The sequence below is a fragment of the Bacillus sp. FSL W8-0645 genome, from assembly GCF_038007905.1.
Taxonomy (GTDB): Bacteria; Bacillota; Bacilli; order Bacillales; family Bacillaceae; genus Bacillus; species Bacillus pumilus.
In genome coordinates, this window is the sequence record NZ_JBBOYC010000001.1 from 171,817 (window position 1) to 187,951 (window position 16,135).

Genomic DNA, 16,135 nt, shown 5'->3' on the forward strand with positions numbered 1-16,135 from the left:
TTCCTCTAAATTATAATGATTAATGTTTAAGGTTTCTCGATGATGAGAAGGCTTTTTTTGTTTGTTTTAAAAATGTTGGACTTGCTCAGTGACATATAGAATCATGAAAATGGAATAAATCGATTGGTAAGGAAGCTTTGTATCAATTTTCTACACATTCCTTCTTTTTGTGCTTGATTCCTTAGTTCCTTTCTTATATTCTTACTAAAGTGATGATTACCCTCTCTAACAAAAGACTCTGTACGTTCCTCTTTTTCCCCGAAAGTGAAGCATTGTTTATTTTCCTTTCTTTATCTCCAGGTTTGATTGATCTTCTTTTCTGTGTGCGGTATGTGTATAAAAAGGAGTAGATGGTTTGAAAGATTTATTTGTAAAGCAAGAATGGTTTGGAAATGTGCGTCAGGATGTGCTGGCGGGTATTTTAGTGGCTCTGGCTTTAATTCCTGAGGCGATTGCATTTTCGATTATTGCGGGCGTTGATCCGAAGATTGGATTGTATGCTTCGTTTTGTATTGCCATTGTCATTTCGTTTGTTGGTGGACGGCCAGGTATGATTTCGGCTGCTACAGGGGCTATGGCTCTGGTTATGGTTGATTTGGTAGCCGATCATGGATTGCAGTATTTGTTTGCGGCTACGATTTTAACAGGTCTGATTCAAATTGTGTTTGGACTTTGCCGAGTGTCTCGTCTGATGAAGTTTATTCCGAAATCCGTAATGGTTGGTTTTGTGAATGCGTTGGCTATTATGATCTTCATGGCTCAGCTTCCACATTTCGTAGGGGAATCGTTGGCCATGTATACAATGACAGGCGGCGCCTTGCTGATCATTTATTTATTGCCGAGGGTGATAAAAGTGATACCTTCTCCTCTCATTGCGATTATTGTCATGACGATCATTGCTGTATTTGGACATATTGATGTGAGAACGGTTGGAGATATGGGAGAGCTTCCTAGTTCTTTGCCTGCTTTTCTGATTCCTCAAGTACCGTTTAGCTGGGAGACACTTGCTATCATTTTTCCTTATTCTTTAGCACTAGCGATGGTTGGTTTACTTGAGTCTCTTTTAACTGCACAGATTGTTGATGATATGACGGAGACGTCTAGTCGTAAGAACAAGGAAGCGAGAGGTCAAGGGATTGCCAATGTGGTTGCAGGGTTCTTTGGTGGTATGGCTGGTTGTGCGATGATTGGTCAATCAGTGATTAATACGAAGGCAGGCGGGCGTGGCCGTCTTTCTACCTTTGTAGCGGGTGCCTTTTTAATGGTTCTCATTTTTGTACTTGGTGATGTTGTTGTTCAGATTCCGATGGCTGCTCTTGTAGCTGTCATGATTATGGTCTCCGTTGGGACATTTGATTGGAGTTCTTTTCAGCAGTTACGAAAGAATCCGATAACAGATTCTATTGTGATGATTGTCACGGTCGTGACGGTAGTGTTAACTCATGATTTATCAAAAGGTGTTTTTGCAGGTGTGCTGCTAAGTGCGGTATTCTTTGTAGCAAAAATATCGAAGCTCCATATTTCCTCTACAGAAAGCCAAGCAGGTACTTGGATTTATCGAATTAAAGGGCAAATTTTCTTTGCTTCTGTGACTGATTTCATCCAAGCGTTCCATCAGGGAAAAGATCTCCAAGCCATTGTGATTGATCTATCTGAAGCGCGTATATGGGATGAATCGGGTGTGGCAGCGATAGAACGTGTAAAGGAAAAGTATCAAGCAGCTGGCGTACAAGTAGACGTAGTTGGAATGGATACATCAAGTCGAAATCTTGTGAAACAGGTGAATGGTTCTTCATGAGTTTTTTCTGTTTGTTACAATAGAAAGGGTAGAAAGTGAAGGATGGAGGTGGCCGGCATGCTTGTGCGTTTGAACCAAGTGCTCGGCCGGATGATGCCGCTTATTACGCCTATTAGTGTGCTACTTGGTGTTTTATTGGCGGCCTATTTAAAAGATTTTACGTTTATGGTGCCTTGGGTATTTGCCATTATGACATTTTCAGGGAGCTTGTCATCTACTTTTTCAGCTTTAAAGCATACGGTGATGCATCCATTGCCTTTGATTTTATCGTTTATGATTTTGCATGTGCTGATGCCTCTTTATGCTTGGTCAGCGGGGCATTTGATATTTGCGGGCGATTCTATGACGATCACCGGTTTGACTCTTGCGATGGTGATTCCAACAGGTGTGTCTAGTTTAATATGGGCGGCGATGTATAAAGGGAATGTCGGGTTAACGTTATCTATCATTTTAATTGATACATTGCTTTCGCCATTGATTGTGCCAGTAAGCTTGTCACTCTTCGTCGGTACACAGGTCCATATGGACATGGTTGCGATCATGAAAGGGCTGTTTGGTATGGTGGTGCTGCCCTCTATTTTAGGGATGCTCGTTCGTCAGTATGCAAAGCCATCTGTGACGAAAACAATTAGTCAGACCTTGGCTCCTTTTTCAAAATTAGGCTTGTTTGTTGTCGTATCGATTAACAGTTCTGTTGTCGCCCCATATTTGCGTGAACTGGATGCTGCATTTTTTAGCAAAGCAGCGACTGTCTTTTTCATTGCGATGAGTGGGTATGCTTTTGCATGGTTGATTGGAAAGGTAATGAAATGTACTCAAGGGGAGATTGTGGCCATTGTGTATACGGGCGGCATGAGAAATATTAGTGCCGGAGCTGTGCTTGCTATTAGCTTTTTTCCGCCTGCTGTTGCTGTCCCTGTTGTGATTGGTATGCTGTTTCAGCAAGTACTTGCTGCCTTGTTTGGTTTCTTACTCAATCGTTTTGAGCTGAAAGCGCCTGCTGTGACTAAATCTTTATCATGAAAAGACCTCCATTTTATGAGATGGAGGTCTTTTTGCGAATTAATAGATGAGATATTTCTTCCGTTTCTTTTCAAATGATTTGAGGTCGTGATGATAGCGCTTCATGATGTGTTTGACGTGAGTACCTTGATTGATTTCTTCTTTGATCCAACCATTTCCGATGAGTTTATCAAAGCTATCTGTTTGAAGGAACTGAAAGTCTTTTGGATATAGATCATGTATGGCTTTGATGATGGATAACCCTGTTTTTACCGCTTCGAATGAAGAGCGGTCTGTGACGTATAGCTGCACACCGTGTGATAGCTTCCCTGCATGTTTAGAAAAAGTGGGGGTGAATGATACGGGTCTAAATTTCACACCCTTTAGTTTTAATTGATTTAAATAATCTGCTAGCTCATTGCTATTGATATACGGAGCGCCAATGAGCTCGAACGGTTTTGTTGTTCCTCTGCCTTCAGAGACATTTGTGCCTTCAATTAATCCTGTGGCGGGATATACAAAGGTACTATCCACTGTTGGCATGTTAGGTGAAGGAAGGACGAACGGCAGCTTCGTGTCATCAAACGTCATGGAACGCTTCCAATTTTTCATTTTGATGACTGTGACATCAGCATTGATATGAAACTCTTTGTTAAAGAATTTTGCTAGTTCACCAGTGGTCATCCCATGTCTTAATGGTATTGGATAGAGCCCTACAAATGAAGCGTGCTCAGGTTCTAAGACAGGGCCTTCTACTTTTAGTCCGCCAATGGGGTTTGGACGGTCTAGGACAACAAAGGGAATGTTGTTTTCTTTCGCAGCCTCCATCGCATAGGCCATCGTGTAAATATAGGTGTAATAACGAGCGCCAACATCTTGAATATCAAACAGCAAGACATCTACATTTTTGAGCATGTCAGGGGTTGGTTTTCTTGTTTTTCCATAGAGAGAGTAAACAGGAAGACCCGTTTTTTCATCGGTATAGGATTCGACGCCTTCTCCTGCCTGTGCATCGCCGCGCACACCATGTTCAGGTCCATATAGAGCAGTAAGCTTGATATTTGGATGCTCAAATAGAAGATCGACACTGCTTTTCATATTTGCATCAATACCAGTTGGGTTCGTAATGAGGCCGACCCTTTTCCCTTTTAACCATGAAAGGTTGCCTGAGAGTAGTGTTTCAATCCCTGTTTTGACTGTTGCTTTTTTTCCTTTTGTATCTGTTCGTTCTTGGTTTGCGGGGGAGGCGGCGGTCAATGTGCTCATCATGAGAATGCTTGCGAGTATGAAGCTTGCTGTTTTTTTCAAGAGAATCCCTCCTATTTGATCTGTTTCCCTTTCAAGTTGAGTCCATAGCCGAATGGATACAGGGTTTGATTTGGATGAGTGACAGATGGGATATCTACAGGCAGTTTGCCTTTAGGTAATGCAGTGCCAAATATGACTTCTAACCCAGCAGGAATATTTGGCTGGTTGAATTGTCCGTTTGAGTAGCCCTTAAAACCGTAAACAGCTAGTAAGGCATCCGCCTCCTCAAAATTTGCAGCATCGTAAGGGTTTCTTAGGCTCATGATGACCATTTTTTTCTTTTGTGCTGCAGCTTCTTTCATGACAGCACGCGGGAAAGCAGTAGCCCATTTTTTCGGGTCCTGTACATTGTCATCAATCACACCATCATTCACAGCTGGGTCATTTTGGACAACGTAAGAGCCGGTAATCACATAGTCAGCATCTTGAAGCATTTTGGCTGTTTCTTTGGTGAAAGTCTTATCCGCAAAAGCATATGATTGGATACGTACAGGTTTGATCTTTTTTTGTTTGATCAGAGAATCAATTGTGACAGACATGGCTTTTGTTTGATCTTCGTAAGGTGCCATGACCAAGATTTTATCATTCTTTTTAGGCTTGAAGGGTAGGGTCTTATCGTTGTTTTTAAGCAGGGTGATCCCTTCACGCGCCATTTTTTGTTCTGCGTTCCGGTGCGACTTTTTCCCAACGACTTGAGTGGCTTTTTTGATTTTTTTCTCAAGGGTAATAGGTTTTTTGGAAGAAATGATGCCTCGTTTGATCTTCAATTGAAGAATTTTTTCAACAGATTCGTTGATTTGAGACATCGGAATTTCTTTCTTTACAATTGCCTGTTTTACAGCATTGAACACATTCTCAAGGTTTTTCTCAGTTTTAAGAGAGGTGACTGGTGCTGGCATGAGGGCGATGTCGACGCCAGCCTTAATGGCCATCACTACGGCTTCTTCCTGTCCGAAGTTATCTGCAATCGCTTTCATATTTAGGGCGTCTGTTACGACAACTCCTTGAAAGCCCATCTCTCCTTTTAATAAGTGTGTGATGACTTTTTTCGATAAGGTTGCTGGAACCATAATGTCCTCGCCATCTTTTTTGCTTTTATATGTTGTATTATCAATGGCAGGAAATTGAACATGAGCGGTCATGACCATATCCGCACCAGCGTTGATCGCTTGTTGAAACGGATACAGCTCCACCTTTTTAAGACGATCTAGGTCATGTTCTACGAGCGGCAAGCCGTAGTGACTATCGACGGCTGTATCACCATGTCCCGGGAAATGCTTGAGTGTCGAAATAGTCTTCTCCTTTTGAAGTCCCTTCATGGTTTGAAGGCCAAGCCTAGTGACAAGAGCAGGATCAGAGCTAAAGGAACGGACACCAATGACGGGGTTGTTTGGGTTATTATTCACATCTAGCACAGGAGAGAAGTTTGTATTGATCCCTAGTGCGTTTAATTCTTTGCCGATGATTTTCCCTGTGTCGTATGCATTTTTCGTGCTTCTAGAGGCACCAATCGACATATTTCCTGGGAAATGTGTTCCCTTTTGTAATCTTGTGACGATTCCACCTTCTTGATCAATTGAAATGAGTAATGGAATCTTTGGTGATGCTTTTTGAAATTCATGGGTGAGTTTGACGGTTTGTTTCGTATCAACGACATTCTCCGCAAATAAGATGACACCACCTAGATGATATTTTTCTACAAGATGGGATACTTCTTTATTCATCTTTGTTAAGCCTGTAGGTGCGGATTCATCTTTTGTTTGCCAATTACGAAAGTCTGGCATAAGCATTTGACCTATCTTTTCATCCAAAGACATGTTTTGTACCATTTGTTTTGCGGTTGGAAGAGGGGCAGAGCTAACCTTTTCCGTTGGAATGGAAGGGGTTAGCAGAGCTAAAACCAAAGCAGCGGGGAAAAGTGCTTTTAACATCGAATTCCTCCTTTTACTTAAAAGATTTGTAGATGGCGGTCATGATGCTTCCATAAGTGCCAGTTGGGAAAAGGTCACCTTCAAATTGATTTGGGTTGGTTTCAGGTGAAACGACAGGCGAATGTTTCTTATTTGTCAGCAAGACGATACCTAGATTATGTTTTGGATCAATCAATGTCATCGTTCCGGTCCAGCCGGTATGCCCATAGGCTTCGTTACTTGCATATTTTCCAAACATCCATTCCATGTCAGTATGACCGTTTTTACGCCAGCCTAGCCCGTATGTTGGGTTTGTATCAGAAGAGGCTGTAAAGAGATCGATAGAAGCTTGATCAAAGATGGTGGTTTTTCCATAGCCTCCTTTGTTCAGCATGAGCTGGAGCAGCACGGCCATGTCTGATATGTTAGAGAAAAGTCCAGCATGACCAGAGATTCCTGCCATTGAGTAAAATGCTTTTTCATCATGGACTTCGCCTAGCAGGGTGTACCTGCGAATGTTTTCAAAATCAATGACACCATCTCGCGAATTACCTAAACGTTCGGTTGCTGCAAAATGCTTCGGCTTAAATCCTTTTTGCAGTGGATTGAACATTGTGTGTTTGAGACCTAGCGGCCGATAGATTGTCGACTCTACATATTGATCAAGAGGCATACCTGTTTTTTTCTCAATGATCATGCCTAACAGCATGTAATCAATGTCACTATAAATGTGCTGGGTGCCTGGTTTGTATTGCAGAGGCACCTTCGGCAGCCATTTCATCGTTGTCTTTCTATCTTGAGAATAAAAGGTGCCGGCTGCTTCTTTGCTATAAAATAAGACACTGGAAGGGAGTCCGGCAGAATGGGTCAGAAGATCTCTTACATGGAGCTGATCTTTGCCGGTTACCTTTGCATCTGGTTCATCTTTAAAATCTGGCAGGATGGCTTGTATTTTTTCGTTCACATCCAGTTTTTTCTCGTAGACAAGCTTTTGCAGGGCATAGTTCGTCGCGTACATTTTGGTGTTGGATGCTAAGTCGAACAGTGTATTCTTTTTCATTTTCTTATAGGATTTGAGTTCGGTTGTTCCTTCGTATTTTTGCCTGTAGCCATAGGCTTTTTGATGGACGATTTTTCCGTCTTTGATAATGATGAGTGCGGCTCCTGGAAATCCTGCTTTGATATCGTTTTGAATCATGTGATCAACCTTCCTAAGCTGCCTAGAAGAAAAACCAACTTGTTCCGGTCGTTTTGCCTTTTTTAAGACGGGATATTCTTCAGGTGCTGTTTTAGACAAAGACGATACAGGATGGGAGCTAGTTGCAAATGTTTGTGCTGGTAATCCAAGGAGCATGAGCAGACTTGTCATTAAGAGAAAGTATTTCTTCAAGAGTTAGTCCTCCTATTGCTTATTTTTCCTCAAATTCAACAGCCATATCATCATGAAAACCAAATAAGTATGTGAAGATAAATCCAGCGACATATGCAATAAAGAGTCCGATTAAGTAAAGAAGCATTTGATGTGCGTGAACAATAAAGGTTAATGGGAGACCTGATACACCAATCGCCTTCGTTGCAATTTGGAAGTAGGCTTGAAATGCTCCGCCGATTCCAGCGCCAAGACAAGCGGTGAGAAATGGTCGTCCCAGCGGGAGTGTGACACCGAAAATGAGTGGTTCACCAATGCCAAGCATCCCTGAAGGAAGTCCACCTGCGATGGCTCTTTTGAGTTTTTTCTTTTTTGTTTTCATATAAATGGCGAATGCCGCACCTACCTGTCCTGCACCGCCCATAGCGAGAATCGGCAAAAGCGGGTCATCTCCTATGGAATTAATGAGTTCCATATGAATCGGTGTCAGTCCTTGGTGAAGTCCTGTTACAACAAGTGGAAGGAAGGTCGCACCAAGAATAAATCCAGCGAAGATCCCGCCCATATTTAATAGATAAGTTAATCCTGAGGTAATGGCATCCGATATAAATCCGCCGACTGGCATGAAGACAACGTACGTAAAAATGCCTGTAATGAGTAGTGTGATGGTTGGTGTGACGATGATATCAAGTGATTGCGGGACGAATCGTCTGATTCTTGTTTCCACAAGCGCCATAAAGATGGCAGCTAGAAGAACACCAATAAGCCCGCCTCTGCCTGGTAGAATATTTGTGCCAAATAGCATAATGTCTGCGGAGGCTGGGTTAATAATGAGGATACCAGCTAATGCGCCTAATGCAGGAGAGCCCCCAAACTCCTTTGCAGCATTTGTTCCGACTAATATACCGAGATATGCGAACAGGCCTGAACCAATAACGGTTAAAATGATCGCTGCTTGAGACTTTCCATCAAGCCAGCCTGCTTGCACGATTGCTTTTGTAATCCCTGTAATAAGACCTGATGCAACGAGTGCCGGAATGATAGGAATGAAAATGCTGGCTATTCGTCGTAAGAACAGCTTGAACGGTGTGCGGTTCTTTTGTGAAATGGCTTGCTTGTTTTTTTGTGCTTCGTTGTTTAAATCATAGGAGCCAGAGTCATTTAGCAGTTGTTCAAACGCACTTGATACTTGGTTGACAACACCAGTACCTAAAATAATTTGCAGCGTTTCTGCCTCAACGACTCCAATGACGCCATCGAGTTCTTTGATTGCATTGATCTGAACTTGTTCATTGTCAATTGGTGTAATTCGGAGACGCGTCATACAATGTGTATGGGAAGCAATGTTTTCAGAACCACCACAGAGAGAAAGAATGTCTTTCGCCAACTGCTGATATTTCGTTTGATGACTCATGTTGAATCCCCCTTTGTTTTTCGTTTCATGGAGCGGATGGCATGTCTTGTTTTGTCAATATATTGCGCCGTCTCTTCATATTGACGGGAAGCTAAGCTGAGGAACAAGACATCAATTAAGTAGAGCTGTGCCATTCTAGAGGAAGTGGCTGCACTGCGAAAAGGTGCTTCATTGGAACCGGACGTCGATAGGTGAACGTCACATAAGGCAGAAACGCTTGTTTGACCTGGATGCGTCAAAGCAATGGTCTTCACTTGATTGTCTTTTGCGAGCTGAAGGGCTTGAATGATATCTAACGTTTCTCCTGAAAAGGATATACCGAACACGATGTCATTCTTTCCTGCATTTGCGATGACCGTTGATGCGATGTGCATGTCAGTGAAGGCAGTCGCTGCATAATTGATTCTGAGAAATTTCTGCTGGGCATCCGCTGCGACGATGCCAGATGCACCGACGCCGATGAAATGGATTTGATTTGCACGCAGCAGTAATTGAACAGCCTTTTCTAATGCCTCTGCATTTAAAATAGAAGCGGTGTCCTTAATCGATTGAATCGAGTTTCCTGCTGTTTTTTGAATAATGGATTGAAGCGGTTCATCTTGTTCGATATCACGGTAGCCTTGTTTATCGCTATACATCAAGTCTCCAGCGATTCGCATTTTTAAATCGTGATAGCCATCTAGCCCGAGAGATTTACAAAGGCGGATGACTGCAGAGCTGCTTGCACCGGCTGCCTGACTGATCTCGTGTACTGTGCTCTTAATGACTTTGTCAGGATGGGCAAGGATATAGTCTGCAATGATTTTTTCAGATTGGGGGAGCTTTGCTTTCATTGTGTGTAGTAGGGTGAGTCCACCTGCTGACATGAGCACTGCCTCCTTTAGGATTGATGATGTGCGATGGCTTTGTCGATATGACCATTCGTTTTGTTGAGTAAATCCTTGGCTGTTTTCTTGTCTGTGTTTGTTTGAAGCATGACGATGGCGGTTTTGACTTCTAAGTCTGCCGCTTCAAGCGTTTTCACGGCTTGTTCGTAGGAAGCGTTTGTCACATGTTGAATGATGGTGATGGCGCGTTCTTTTAATTTATGATTGCTGACTTTTACATCAACCATCAGGTTTTCATATACTTTCCCTTGTCTGATCATGACAGAGGTGGAAAGCATATTTAAAATCATTTTATGAGCGGATGCGGCTTTCATTCGTGTTGACCCTGTGATGGCTTCTGGTCCTACAATGACTTCAATGGCGCAGTCTGCCAGTTCGCTAATTTTTGCTTGTTCATTACAGCTGAGGGCTACTGTTTTTGCGCCGATGGATTTAGCGTAGTTTAAAGCGCCGATGATGTAGGGTGTCCTACCGCTGGCGGCGATACCGACGATTGTATCTTTTGATGTCAGGTGAATGTGTACTAAATCCTGTTTGCCGGCTTCTTCACTGTCTTCCACATCTTCGGCAGCATGTGAAAAAGCAGAGTCTCCGCCTGCCATGATGCCGACAATCACATCAGGTGAGACGCTATAGGTAGGGGGACATTCGACAGCATCCATCACGCCAAGTCTGCCGCTTGTCCCGGCTCCTAAATAAACGAGTCTGCCCCCATTTGAGATGGATTCATAGGCGAAGTCACTTGCTGTTTTGACATGTGGTAGGACACGGTTGACTGCTTGAGCGACCTTCATATCTTCTTCATTAATCATTTGGAGCATTTCGAGTGGATTTGCTTGTGATATTCCCATTGTGTTAGGATTTCTTGATTCTGTTGTCAAAGAACGCAATTGAGATGGCTGCATGCGACATTCCTCCTTATTTCTTCATTTTCAGTATATTCAGTATGATATAAAATTTCAACATTATATTTAAATACTGAAATTATATTTCAATCAAAAAGTGGTGCTAATTGAAGGTGAATAGTTAGAAAATAAAAAAAATAAAAATCCCCTTTACAAAAGGGGGACAACCTGTATATAATAACTTTTGTCAGCTTCACGGAAACAGTCAAACTTGACAAATTGGCCCGTTGGTCAAGCGGTTAAGACACCGCCCTTTCACGGCGGTAACACGGGTTCGAATCCCGTACGGGTCACCATTGATGTGGAGGATTAGCTCAGCTGGGAGAGCATCTGCCTTACAAGCAGAGGGTCGGCGGTTCGAGCCCGTCATCCTCCACCATATGCCGGTGTAGCTCAACTGGTAGAGCAACTGACTTGTAATCAGTAGGTTGGGGGTTCAAGTCCTCTTGCCGGCACTGTTTTTTCTTTATCAATTCCATATGTGGAGGGGTAGCGAAGTGGCTAAACGCGGCGGACTGTAAATCCGCTCCCTCCGGGTTCGGCGGTTCGAATCCGCCCCCCTCCACCATTTTTGGGCTATAGCCAAGCGGTAAGGCAACGGACTTTGACTCCGTCATGCGTTGGTTCGAATCCAGCTAGCCCAGTTAAGACACCTTTTTCAAAAAGGTGTCTTTTTTTATGTTGGCAGGCGGAATGTATAACTATTCAAAATATTGTTGAGTTGAGTCAGAAGGCACCGAAAAAGTAAAATATAAGCATGAACAGAAAGGGGATGTACATATGGGAGATCAAAAGAAGGTCACGCTTGTCGGGGTTCCGATGGATTTGGGTCAAATGAGAAGGGGCGTCGATATGGGACCGAGTGCGATTCGGTGTGCAGGCGTAAAAGAAAAATTGGAATCGCTTTCATTTGATATGGAGGATCTCGGGGATATTCCGGTTGAACAAAGAGATGATGAAAAAGGTTTATATACAAGTGAAAAGCTAAAAAATTTAACGGAGAATGCTGGTGCGAATCAGCTGCTGGCTGAGAAGGTTGACAGTATTGTGCAATCAGGCTCATTCCCGCTCATTTTAGGCGGTGATCACAGCATTGCCATTGGCACACTTGCTGGTGTATCCAAGCATTATGAAAACTTAGGTGTCATTTGGTATGATGCTCACGGTGATTTAAATACAGAGGAAACTTCTCCTTCTGGAAATATACATGGTATGCCGCTTGCAGTCAGTCTTGGCCTTGGCCATGCCGATTTAACGAACATTGGCGGCTATTCTCCAAAATTGAAGCCTGAGAATGTTGTTTTAATCGGTGCTCGATCCTTAGATGAAGGAGAGCGGGCGTTGATTAGAGAGAAGGGCATTAAAGTGTATACGATGCATGAAATAGATCGTTTAGGGATGACAAGGGTGATGGAGGAAGCGATTGTATATTTAAAGGAAAGAACAGATGGTGTCCACCTGTCGCTTGATTTAGATGGATTAGATCCAGCCGAGTGTCCTGGTGTAGGAACTCCTGTGGCAGGCGGCATTAGCTACCGGGAGAGTCATCTTGCTATGGAGCTTTTAGAAGAAGCCGATATTTTGACTTCATCTGAATTTGTTGAGGTGAACCCGGTTTTGGATGAAAAAAATAAAACAGCCGAAGCAGCTGTTGCATTAATTGGATCGTTAATGGGCGAAAAGCTATTGTAGAGCGGGATTTGTTCCCGTTCTTTTTTATTTTCGGAAAATTTAAGGATATATTAAGGTTTTTACCAGTGGATATGCGTAACACGCTGTCAAAAATTTGTTACACTATTTTTTAGAGGAGAATGAAACCTTTTGGAAAGAGGTTCGTATACATAAAGACCGGTGAAGGCAGAGGTTGAATATACTATGGACACAATGATTAAAAAGAGAATTAAGCAATTAAAAAAAGGCGACCAGAACGCATTTGCAGACATCGTAGACCTGTATAAAGACAAAATTTATCAGCTGTGCTACCGTATGCTTGGGAATGCACACGAAGCAGAGGATATTGCACAGGAGGCGTTTATTCGTGCCTATGTGAATATCGAAAGCTTTGATGTGAATCGTAAGTTTTCTACGTGGCTGTACCGCATTGCAACCAACCTGACCATCGATCGTATTCGCAAAAAAAAGCCGGATTATTATTTAGATGCAGAGGTGGCAGGAACAGAAGGATTGAATATGTATTCTCAAATTGCTGCTGATGGCATTTTGCCAGAGGAAGAGGTGGTGTCTCTTGAATTATCGAGTACCATTCAGCAAAAAATTCTAAGATTACCCGATAAATATCGTTCGGTCATCGTATTAAAGTATATTGATGAACTCTCGTTAAAAGAAATTAGTGAGATTCTAAATATACCTGTTGGTACGGTGAAAACGAGAATACACAGGGGTAGAGAGGCTCTCCGGAAACAGTTGAGAGACCTTTGAGTGAGGTGATTTTGATGAGCTGTCAGGAAAAAATCGTCCTGCTTATGCATCAGTATTTAGACGGGGACATTGAGCCCCAAGACGAAAAAGAATTAAAAAGCCATCTGCAATCGTGTGAGGAGTGCCGTACTCATTTTCAACAAATTGAGAAATCCATCGCGCTTGTGCAGAGTACATCTCATATAGAAGCACCAACTGATTTCACTGCAAAGGTGATGGCAGGTCTTCCAAAGGAAAAAAAGCGTGTGTCGGTTCAAAGATGGATCAAAGCTCATCCGCTGATGGTGGCCGCTGCCCTCTTTCTCATTTTGATGGGAGGCAGTCTGTTTACAAGCTGGAATACCGATCATAATTTCAGTGTGTCGAAGCAGCCGAATCTCGTTGTTGTAAATGATACAGTGACCGTACCTAAAGGGGAAACCGTAAAAGGTGATGTCACTGTCAAAAATGGCAAGCTGATTGTAGAAGGCAAGGTTGATGGAAATGTCACCGTCGTCAATGGGGAACAGCTGACTGCTTCTGCCGGACAAGTCACTGGTCAAATTAATGAAATTAATGAAGTGTTTGATTGGATCTGGTACAAAATGAAATCTACAGCACAAAATGTGATGCGGGTCATTGGACCAGAGGAGCAAAAGTAATTATACGGGTCGAGAGCAGTCTCTTTAGGGGCTGCTCTTTTTCTATATTATAGGTCAGAATGTATGCGAGCTAGCACGCTAGCCATATATGGCAACTGTTTTCCTTGCTGAAACAAAATGTGATATAATAGCCACGCTATGTATTTACACATAGGCTCTTTTTTTATCAAAAATGCATCAAACGAAGAATAACTGAAAATTCTGGAGGACGAGGAAATGGCTTTAGGGGATATTCCTATTTTGCAGTACCTCGGTAATGCTGTTGATATTCTCGTTGTTTGGTATGTGATATATAAATTAATGATGGTCATCCGCGGAACAAAAGCGGTTCAGCTTTTAAAGGGAATTGTGGTCATTGTTCTCGTCAGGATGGGAAGTGCGTATCTCGGTCTTAACACACTTCAATGGCTGATGGATCAAGCGATTACGTGGGGATTCCTTGCGATCATTATTATTTTTCAGCCAGAGCTAAGGAGAGCGCTTGAGCAGCTTGGGCGCGGCCGTTTCTTCTCAAGAAGCGGGACACCTGTAGAGGAACAGCAGCAGAAAACGATCGAGGCAATTACAAAAGCAATTAACTATATGGCAAAACGCAGAATCGGCGCGCTGCTGACAATTGAGCGTGATACTGGGATGAATGATTACATAGAGACTGGAATTCCTTTGAATGCAAAGGTGAGTTCAGAGCTGCTCATTAATATTTTCATTCCAAATACACCGCTTCATGACGGTGCTGTCATTATGAAGCGTGATGAAATTGCAGCTGCCGCTTGTTATTTACCGCTGTCAGAAAGTCCTTTTATCTCTAAGGAACTTGGGACGCGTCACCGGGCGGCAGTCGGAATTAGCGAAGTGACAGACAGCTTGACCGTCATCGTTTCTGAGGAGACAGGCGGCATTTCTGTCGCGAGAAATGGTGATCTCCACCGAGAATTGACAGAAGAAGCGCTTGAAGAAATGCTGATTGCTGAATTTAGTAAGAACAGCAAAGATGCTTCCTCGACCAAATGGTATTGGAGGGGCAAGAAAAATGGATAAGATTTTGAATAATCGCTGGGCCGTAAAGCTTTTTGCATTGGTCTTCGCTTTATTGCTGTATGGTGCAGTCAATTCAGCGCAAGCGCCCACGCCGAAAAAAATCGGTGAATCCTTTTTCCCAACATCGACGACAGATGAAGCAACCCTAACTGACATTCCTGTTAAAGCGTATTATGATGACGAGAAGTACGTCGTTACTGGTGTGCCGCAAACAGTTAATGTGACGATTAAAGGGTCAACGAGTGCTGTGAAAACAGCAAGACAAACAAAGAACTTTGAAATATATGCAGATATGCAGAATTTATCCACAGGTACTCATAAAGTGGAGCTGAAGGCAAGAGATGTATCAAAGGGACTCACGCTATCGATCAATCCATCTGTGACGACGGTGACGATACAAGAAAAAACAACAGCAGAATTTCCTGTTGAAACCGAATTTTATAATCAAAATAAAATCAAAGACGGCTATTCACCTGAACAGCCTATTGTGAATCCGAAAAAAGTCACAGTCACAGGTTCAAAAGACGTGATCGACAAAATTTCTGTCATTAAAGCATTTGTGAACCTAGAGGATGTCGATCAGCAAATTGAAAAGGAAGCGAAGCTCACTGTGTATGATAGCAGCGGGAATGAGCTGCCAGTCGAATTGAGTCCGTCTGTGGTGAATATTACAGTTCCCATCTCAAGTCCAAGCAAAAAGGTTCCGTTTAAAATAGAGCGGACTGGCAGTTTGCCGGAAGGGATCAGTATCTCAAGCATTGAGACAAGCCCGAGTGAGGTCACAGTGTACGGCTCTCAAAAAGTGCTGGATTCGCTTGATTTTATTGATGGTGTCAAGTTGGACCTAAGCAAGATCAAAGATGATACGGAGATTGATGCCGACATTCCCCTGCCAGATGGTGTGAAAAAGGTATCGCCCGAAACGGTGAAGATTAAAGTGAAGGTTGCAACAGCGCAAGAAAAAAAGATCGATAATGTACCAATTTCTGTCGTAGGTCTGAGCAAGGATCTCACCTCTGATTTTGTGAGCCCATCTTCTGGACGACTCAAGTTAACAGCAAAGGGATCAAAAAGTGCGATTGATAAACTAAAGGCTTCAGATGTTGAAGCCTATATCAATGTTGGGGACTTGAACGAAGGAACACATGTGGTCACAATTCAAGTGAACGGTCCTCAAAATGTGACGTGGACATTATCGAGTTCAAAGGTCAAAGTGAAACTGACTTCTACTGAGACAGAAGATCAGCCAGCGTCTACAAATGATCAGAAGAAGCCATCTTCTGATGACGATGATCAGGAAGAGAAGAGTAAAGAAGAATCCACGCAAGATAAAGCAAAGAAAGAATCAAGTCAAAGACAGAGGATCAAAGAAGATAAAAAAGAGGACGAAGCGTCCTCTTGAATGGTAAAAAAGGAGCGATTGA

13 protein-coding genes and 5 tRNA genes are annotated in these 16,135 nt (G+C 42.8%); 12 read left to right on the forward strand and 6 right to left on the reverse strand.

The window, feature by feature from the left end; translation table 11 throughout:
• The first annotated feature begins 355 nt into the window (after positions 1-355).
• Both NST39_RS00995 and NST39_RS01000 read left to right on the forward strand, forming a co-directional pair.
• Positions 356-1,798 (forward strand): SulP family inorganic anion transporter, encoded by a 1,443-nt coding sequence (locus NST39_RS00995; RefSeq protein WP_341026510.1) that lies wholly within the window; start codon positions 356-358, stop codon positions 1,796-1,798.
• 57 nt (positions 1,799-1,855) lie between these two features.
• Entirely contained in the window at positions 1,856-2,821 is a 966-nt protein-coding gene (locus NST39_RS01000) for a bile acid:sodium symporter family protein (RefSeq protein WP_044139145.1), read from the forward strand.
• A gap of 39 nt (positions 2,822-2,860) precedes the next feature.
• Here the strand turns inward: NST39_RS01000 and NST39_RS01005 are convergent, their stop codons facing one another.
• The 6 genes from NST39_RS01005 to murQ are packed head-to-tail and all read right to left on the reverse strand — an operon-like array spanning position 2,861 to position 10,593.
• The gene (locus NST39_RS01005) at positions 2,861-4,069 is read right to left on the reverse strand and encodes an exo-beta-N-acetylmuramidase NamZ family protein (RefSeq protein WP_445662389.1); all 1,209 of its coding nucleotides are present in this window, start codon (positions 4,067-4,069) and stop codon (positions 2,861-2,863) included.
• A 50-nt stretch (positions 4,070-4,119) separates the two neighbouring features.
• Positions 4,120-6,039 (reverse strand): glycoside hydrolase family 3 protein, encoded by a 1,920-nt coding sequence (locus tag NST39_RS01010; protein WP_341026514.1) that lies wholly within the window; start codon positions 6,037-6,039, stop codon positions 4,120-4,122.
• Positions 6,040-6,052: 13 nt separating this feature from the next.
• Positions 6,053-7,408: a penicillin binding protein PBP4B gene (pbp4b, locus tag NST39_RS01015; RefSeq protein WP_341026516.1), complete on the reverse strand. Its 1,356-nt coding sequence runs from the start codon at positions 7,406-7,408 to the stop codon at positions 6,053-6,055.
• A 19-nt stretch (positions 7,409-7,427) separates the two neighbouring features.
• Positions 7,428-8,801, reverse strand: coding sequence for a PTS transporter subunit EIIC (locus NST39_RS01020; protein ID WP_341026517.1), 1,374 nt, complete (start codon positions 8,799-8,801; stop codon positions 7,428-7,430).
• Positions 8,798-9,667 (reverse strand): MurR/RpiR family transcriptional regulator, encoded by an 870-nt coding sequence (locus NST39_RS01025; protein ID WP_341026520.1) that lies wholly within the window; start codon positions 9,665-9,667, stop codon positions 8,798-8,800. The genes NST39_RS01020 and NST39_RS01025 overlap by 4 nt, the downstream gene beginning before the upstream one ends.
• A gap of 14 nt (positions 9,668-9,681) precedes the next feature.
• Positions 9,682-10,593, reverse strand: coding sequence for an N-acetylmuramic acid 6-phosphate etherase (gene murQ / locus NST39_RS01030; protein ID WP_341026521.1), 912 nt, complete (start codon positions 10,591-10,593; stop codon positions 9,682-9,684).
• Positions 10,594-10,814: 221 nt separating this feature from the next.
• On the opposite strand from murQ, the gene NST39_RS01035 reads away from it, so the two are divergent.
• The 10 genes from NST39_RS01035 to NST39_RS01080 all read left to right on the forward strand — a co-directional run bounded on the left by NST39_RS01035 (position 10,815) and on the right by NST39_RS01080 (position 16,113).
• A tRNA-Glu gene (locus NST39_RS01035) sits at positions 10,815-10,889 on the forward strand.
• 7 nt (positions 10,890-10,896) lie between these two features.
• Positions 10,897-10,972, forward strand: a tRNA-Val gene (locus NST39_RS01040).
• Between the two features lie 3 nt (positions 10,973-10,975).
• Positions 10,976-11,048: transfer RNA gene (locus tag NST39_RS01045), tRNA-Thr, on the forward strand.
• Between the two features lie 28 nt (positions 11,049-11,076).
• Positions 11,077-11,161 (forward strand) — tRNA-Tyr (locus NST39_RS01050).
• A 4-nt stretch (positions 11,162-11,165) separates the two neighbouring features.
• A tRNA-Gln gene (locus NST39_RS01055) sits at positions 11,166-11,237 on the forward strand.
• Positions 11,238-11,373: 136 nt separating this feature from the next.
• Positions 11,374-12,285: an arginase gene (gene rocF / locus NST39_RS01060; RefSeq protein WP_341026524.1), complete on the forward strand. Its 912-nt coding sequence runs from the start codon at positions 11,374-11,376 to the stop codon at positions 12,283-12,285.
• A 183-nt stretch (positions 12,286-12,468) separates the two neighbouring features.
• Positions 12,469-13,032 (forward strand): RNA polymerase sigma factor SigW, encoded by a 564-nt coding sequence (gene sigW / locus NST39_RS01065; protein WP_003217112.1) that lies wholly within the window; start codon positions 12,469-12,471, stop codon positions 13,030-13,032.
• Between the two features lie 14 nt (positions 13,033-13,046).
• Positions 13,047-13,673, forward strand: coding sequence for an anti-sigma-W factor RsiW (gene rsiW / locus NST39_RS01070; RefSeq protein ID WP_034664492.1), 627 nt, complete (start codon positions 13,047-13,049; stop codon positions 13,671-13,673).
• 216 nt (positions 13,674-13,889) lie between these two features.
• On the forward strand, positions 13,890-14,711 hold the full coding sequence (gene cdaA / locus NST39_RS01075) for a diadenylate cyclase CdaA (protein WP_003217057.1): 822 nt from the start codon (positions 13,890-13,892) through the stop codon (positions 14,709-14,711).
• Positions 14,704-16,113, forward strand: coding sequence for a CdaR family protein (locus tag NST39_RS01080; protein WP_341026527.1), 1,410 nt, complete (start codon positions 14,704-14,706; stop codon positions 16,111-16,113). Before cdaA ends, NST39_RS01080 begins: the two co-directional genes overlap by 8 nt.
• The last annotated feature ends 22 nt before the right edge of the window (positions 16,114-16,135 follow it).

Excerpts from the sequence above, each read along its gene's own strand:
- NST39_RS01000 (WP_044139145.1), top strand. The coding sequence starts at position 1,856 with ATGCTTGTGCGTTTGAACCAAGTGCTCGGCCGGATGATGCCGCTTATT.
- NST39_RS01005 (WP_445662389.1), bottom strand. The coding sequence starts at position 4,069 with ATGATGAGCACATTGACCGCCGCCTCCCCCGCAAACCAAGAACGAACA.
- NST39_RS01010 (WP_341026514.1), bottom strand. The coding sequence starts at position 6,039 with ATGTTAAAAGCACTTTTCCCCGCTGCTTTGGTTTTAGCTCTGCTAACC.
- NST39_RS01020 (WP_341026517.1), bottom strand. The coding sequence starts at position 8,801 with ATGAGTCATCAAACGAAATATCAGCAGTTGGCGAAAGACATTCTTTCT.
- NST39_RS01025 (WP_341026520.1), bottom strand. The coding sequence starts at position 9,667 with ATGTCAGCAGGTGGACTCACCCTACTACACACAATGAAAGCAAAGCTC.
- murQ (WP_341026521.1), bottom strand. The coding sequence starts at position 10,593 with ATGCAGCCATCTCAATTGCGTTCTTTGACAACAGAATCAAGAAATCCT.
- rocF (WP_341026524.1), top strand. The coding sequence starts at position 11,374 with ATGGGAGATCAAAAGAAGGTCACGCTTGTCGGGGTTCCGATGGATTTG.
- sigW (WP_003217112.1), top strand. The coding sequence starts at position 12,469 with ATGGACACAATGATTAAAAAGAGAATTAAGCAATTAAAAAAAGGCGAC.
- rsiW (WP_034664492.1), top strand. The coding sequence starts at position 13,047 with ATGAGCTGTCAGGAAAAAATCGTCCTGCTTATGCATCAGTATTTAGAC.
- cdaA (WP_003217057.1), top strand. The coding sequence starts at position 13,890 with ATGGCTTTAGGGGATATTCCTATTTTGCAGTACCTCGGTAATGCTGTT.
- NST39_RS01080 (WP_341026527.1), top strand. The coding sequence starts at position 14,704 with ATGGATAAGATTTTGAATAATCGCTGGGCCGTAAAGCTTTTTGCATTG.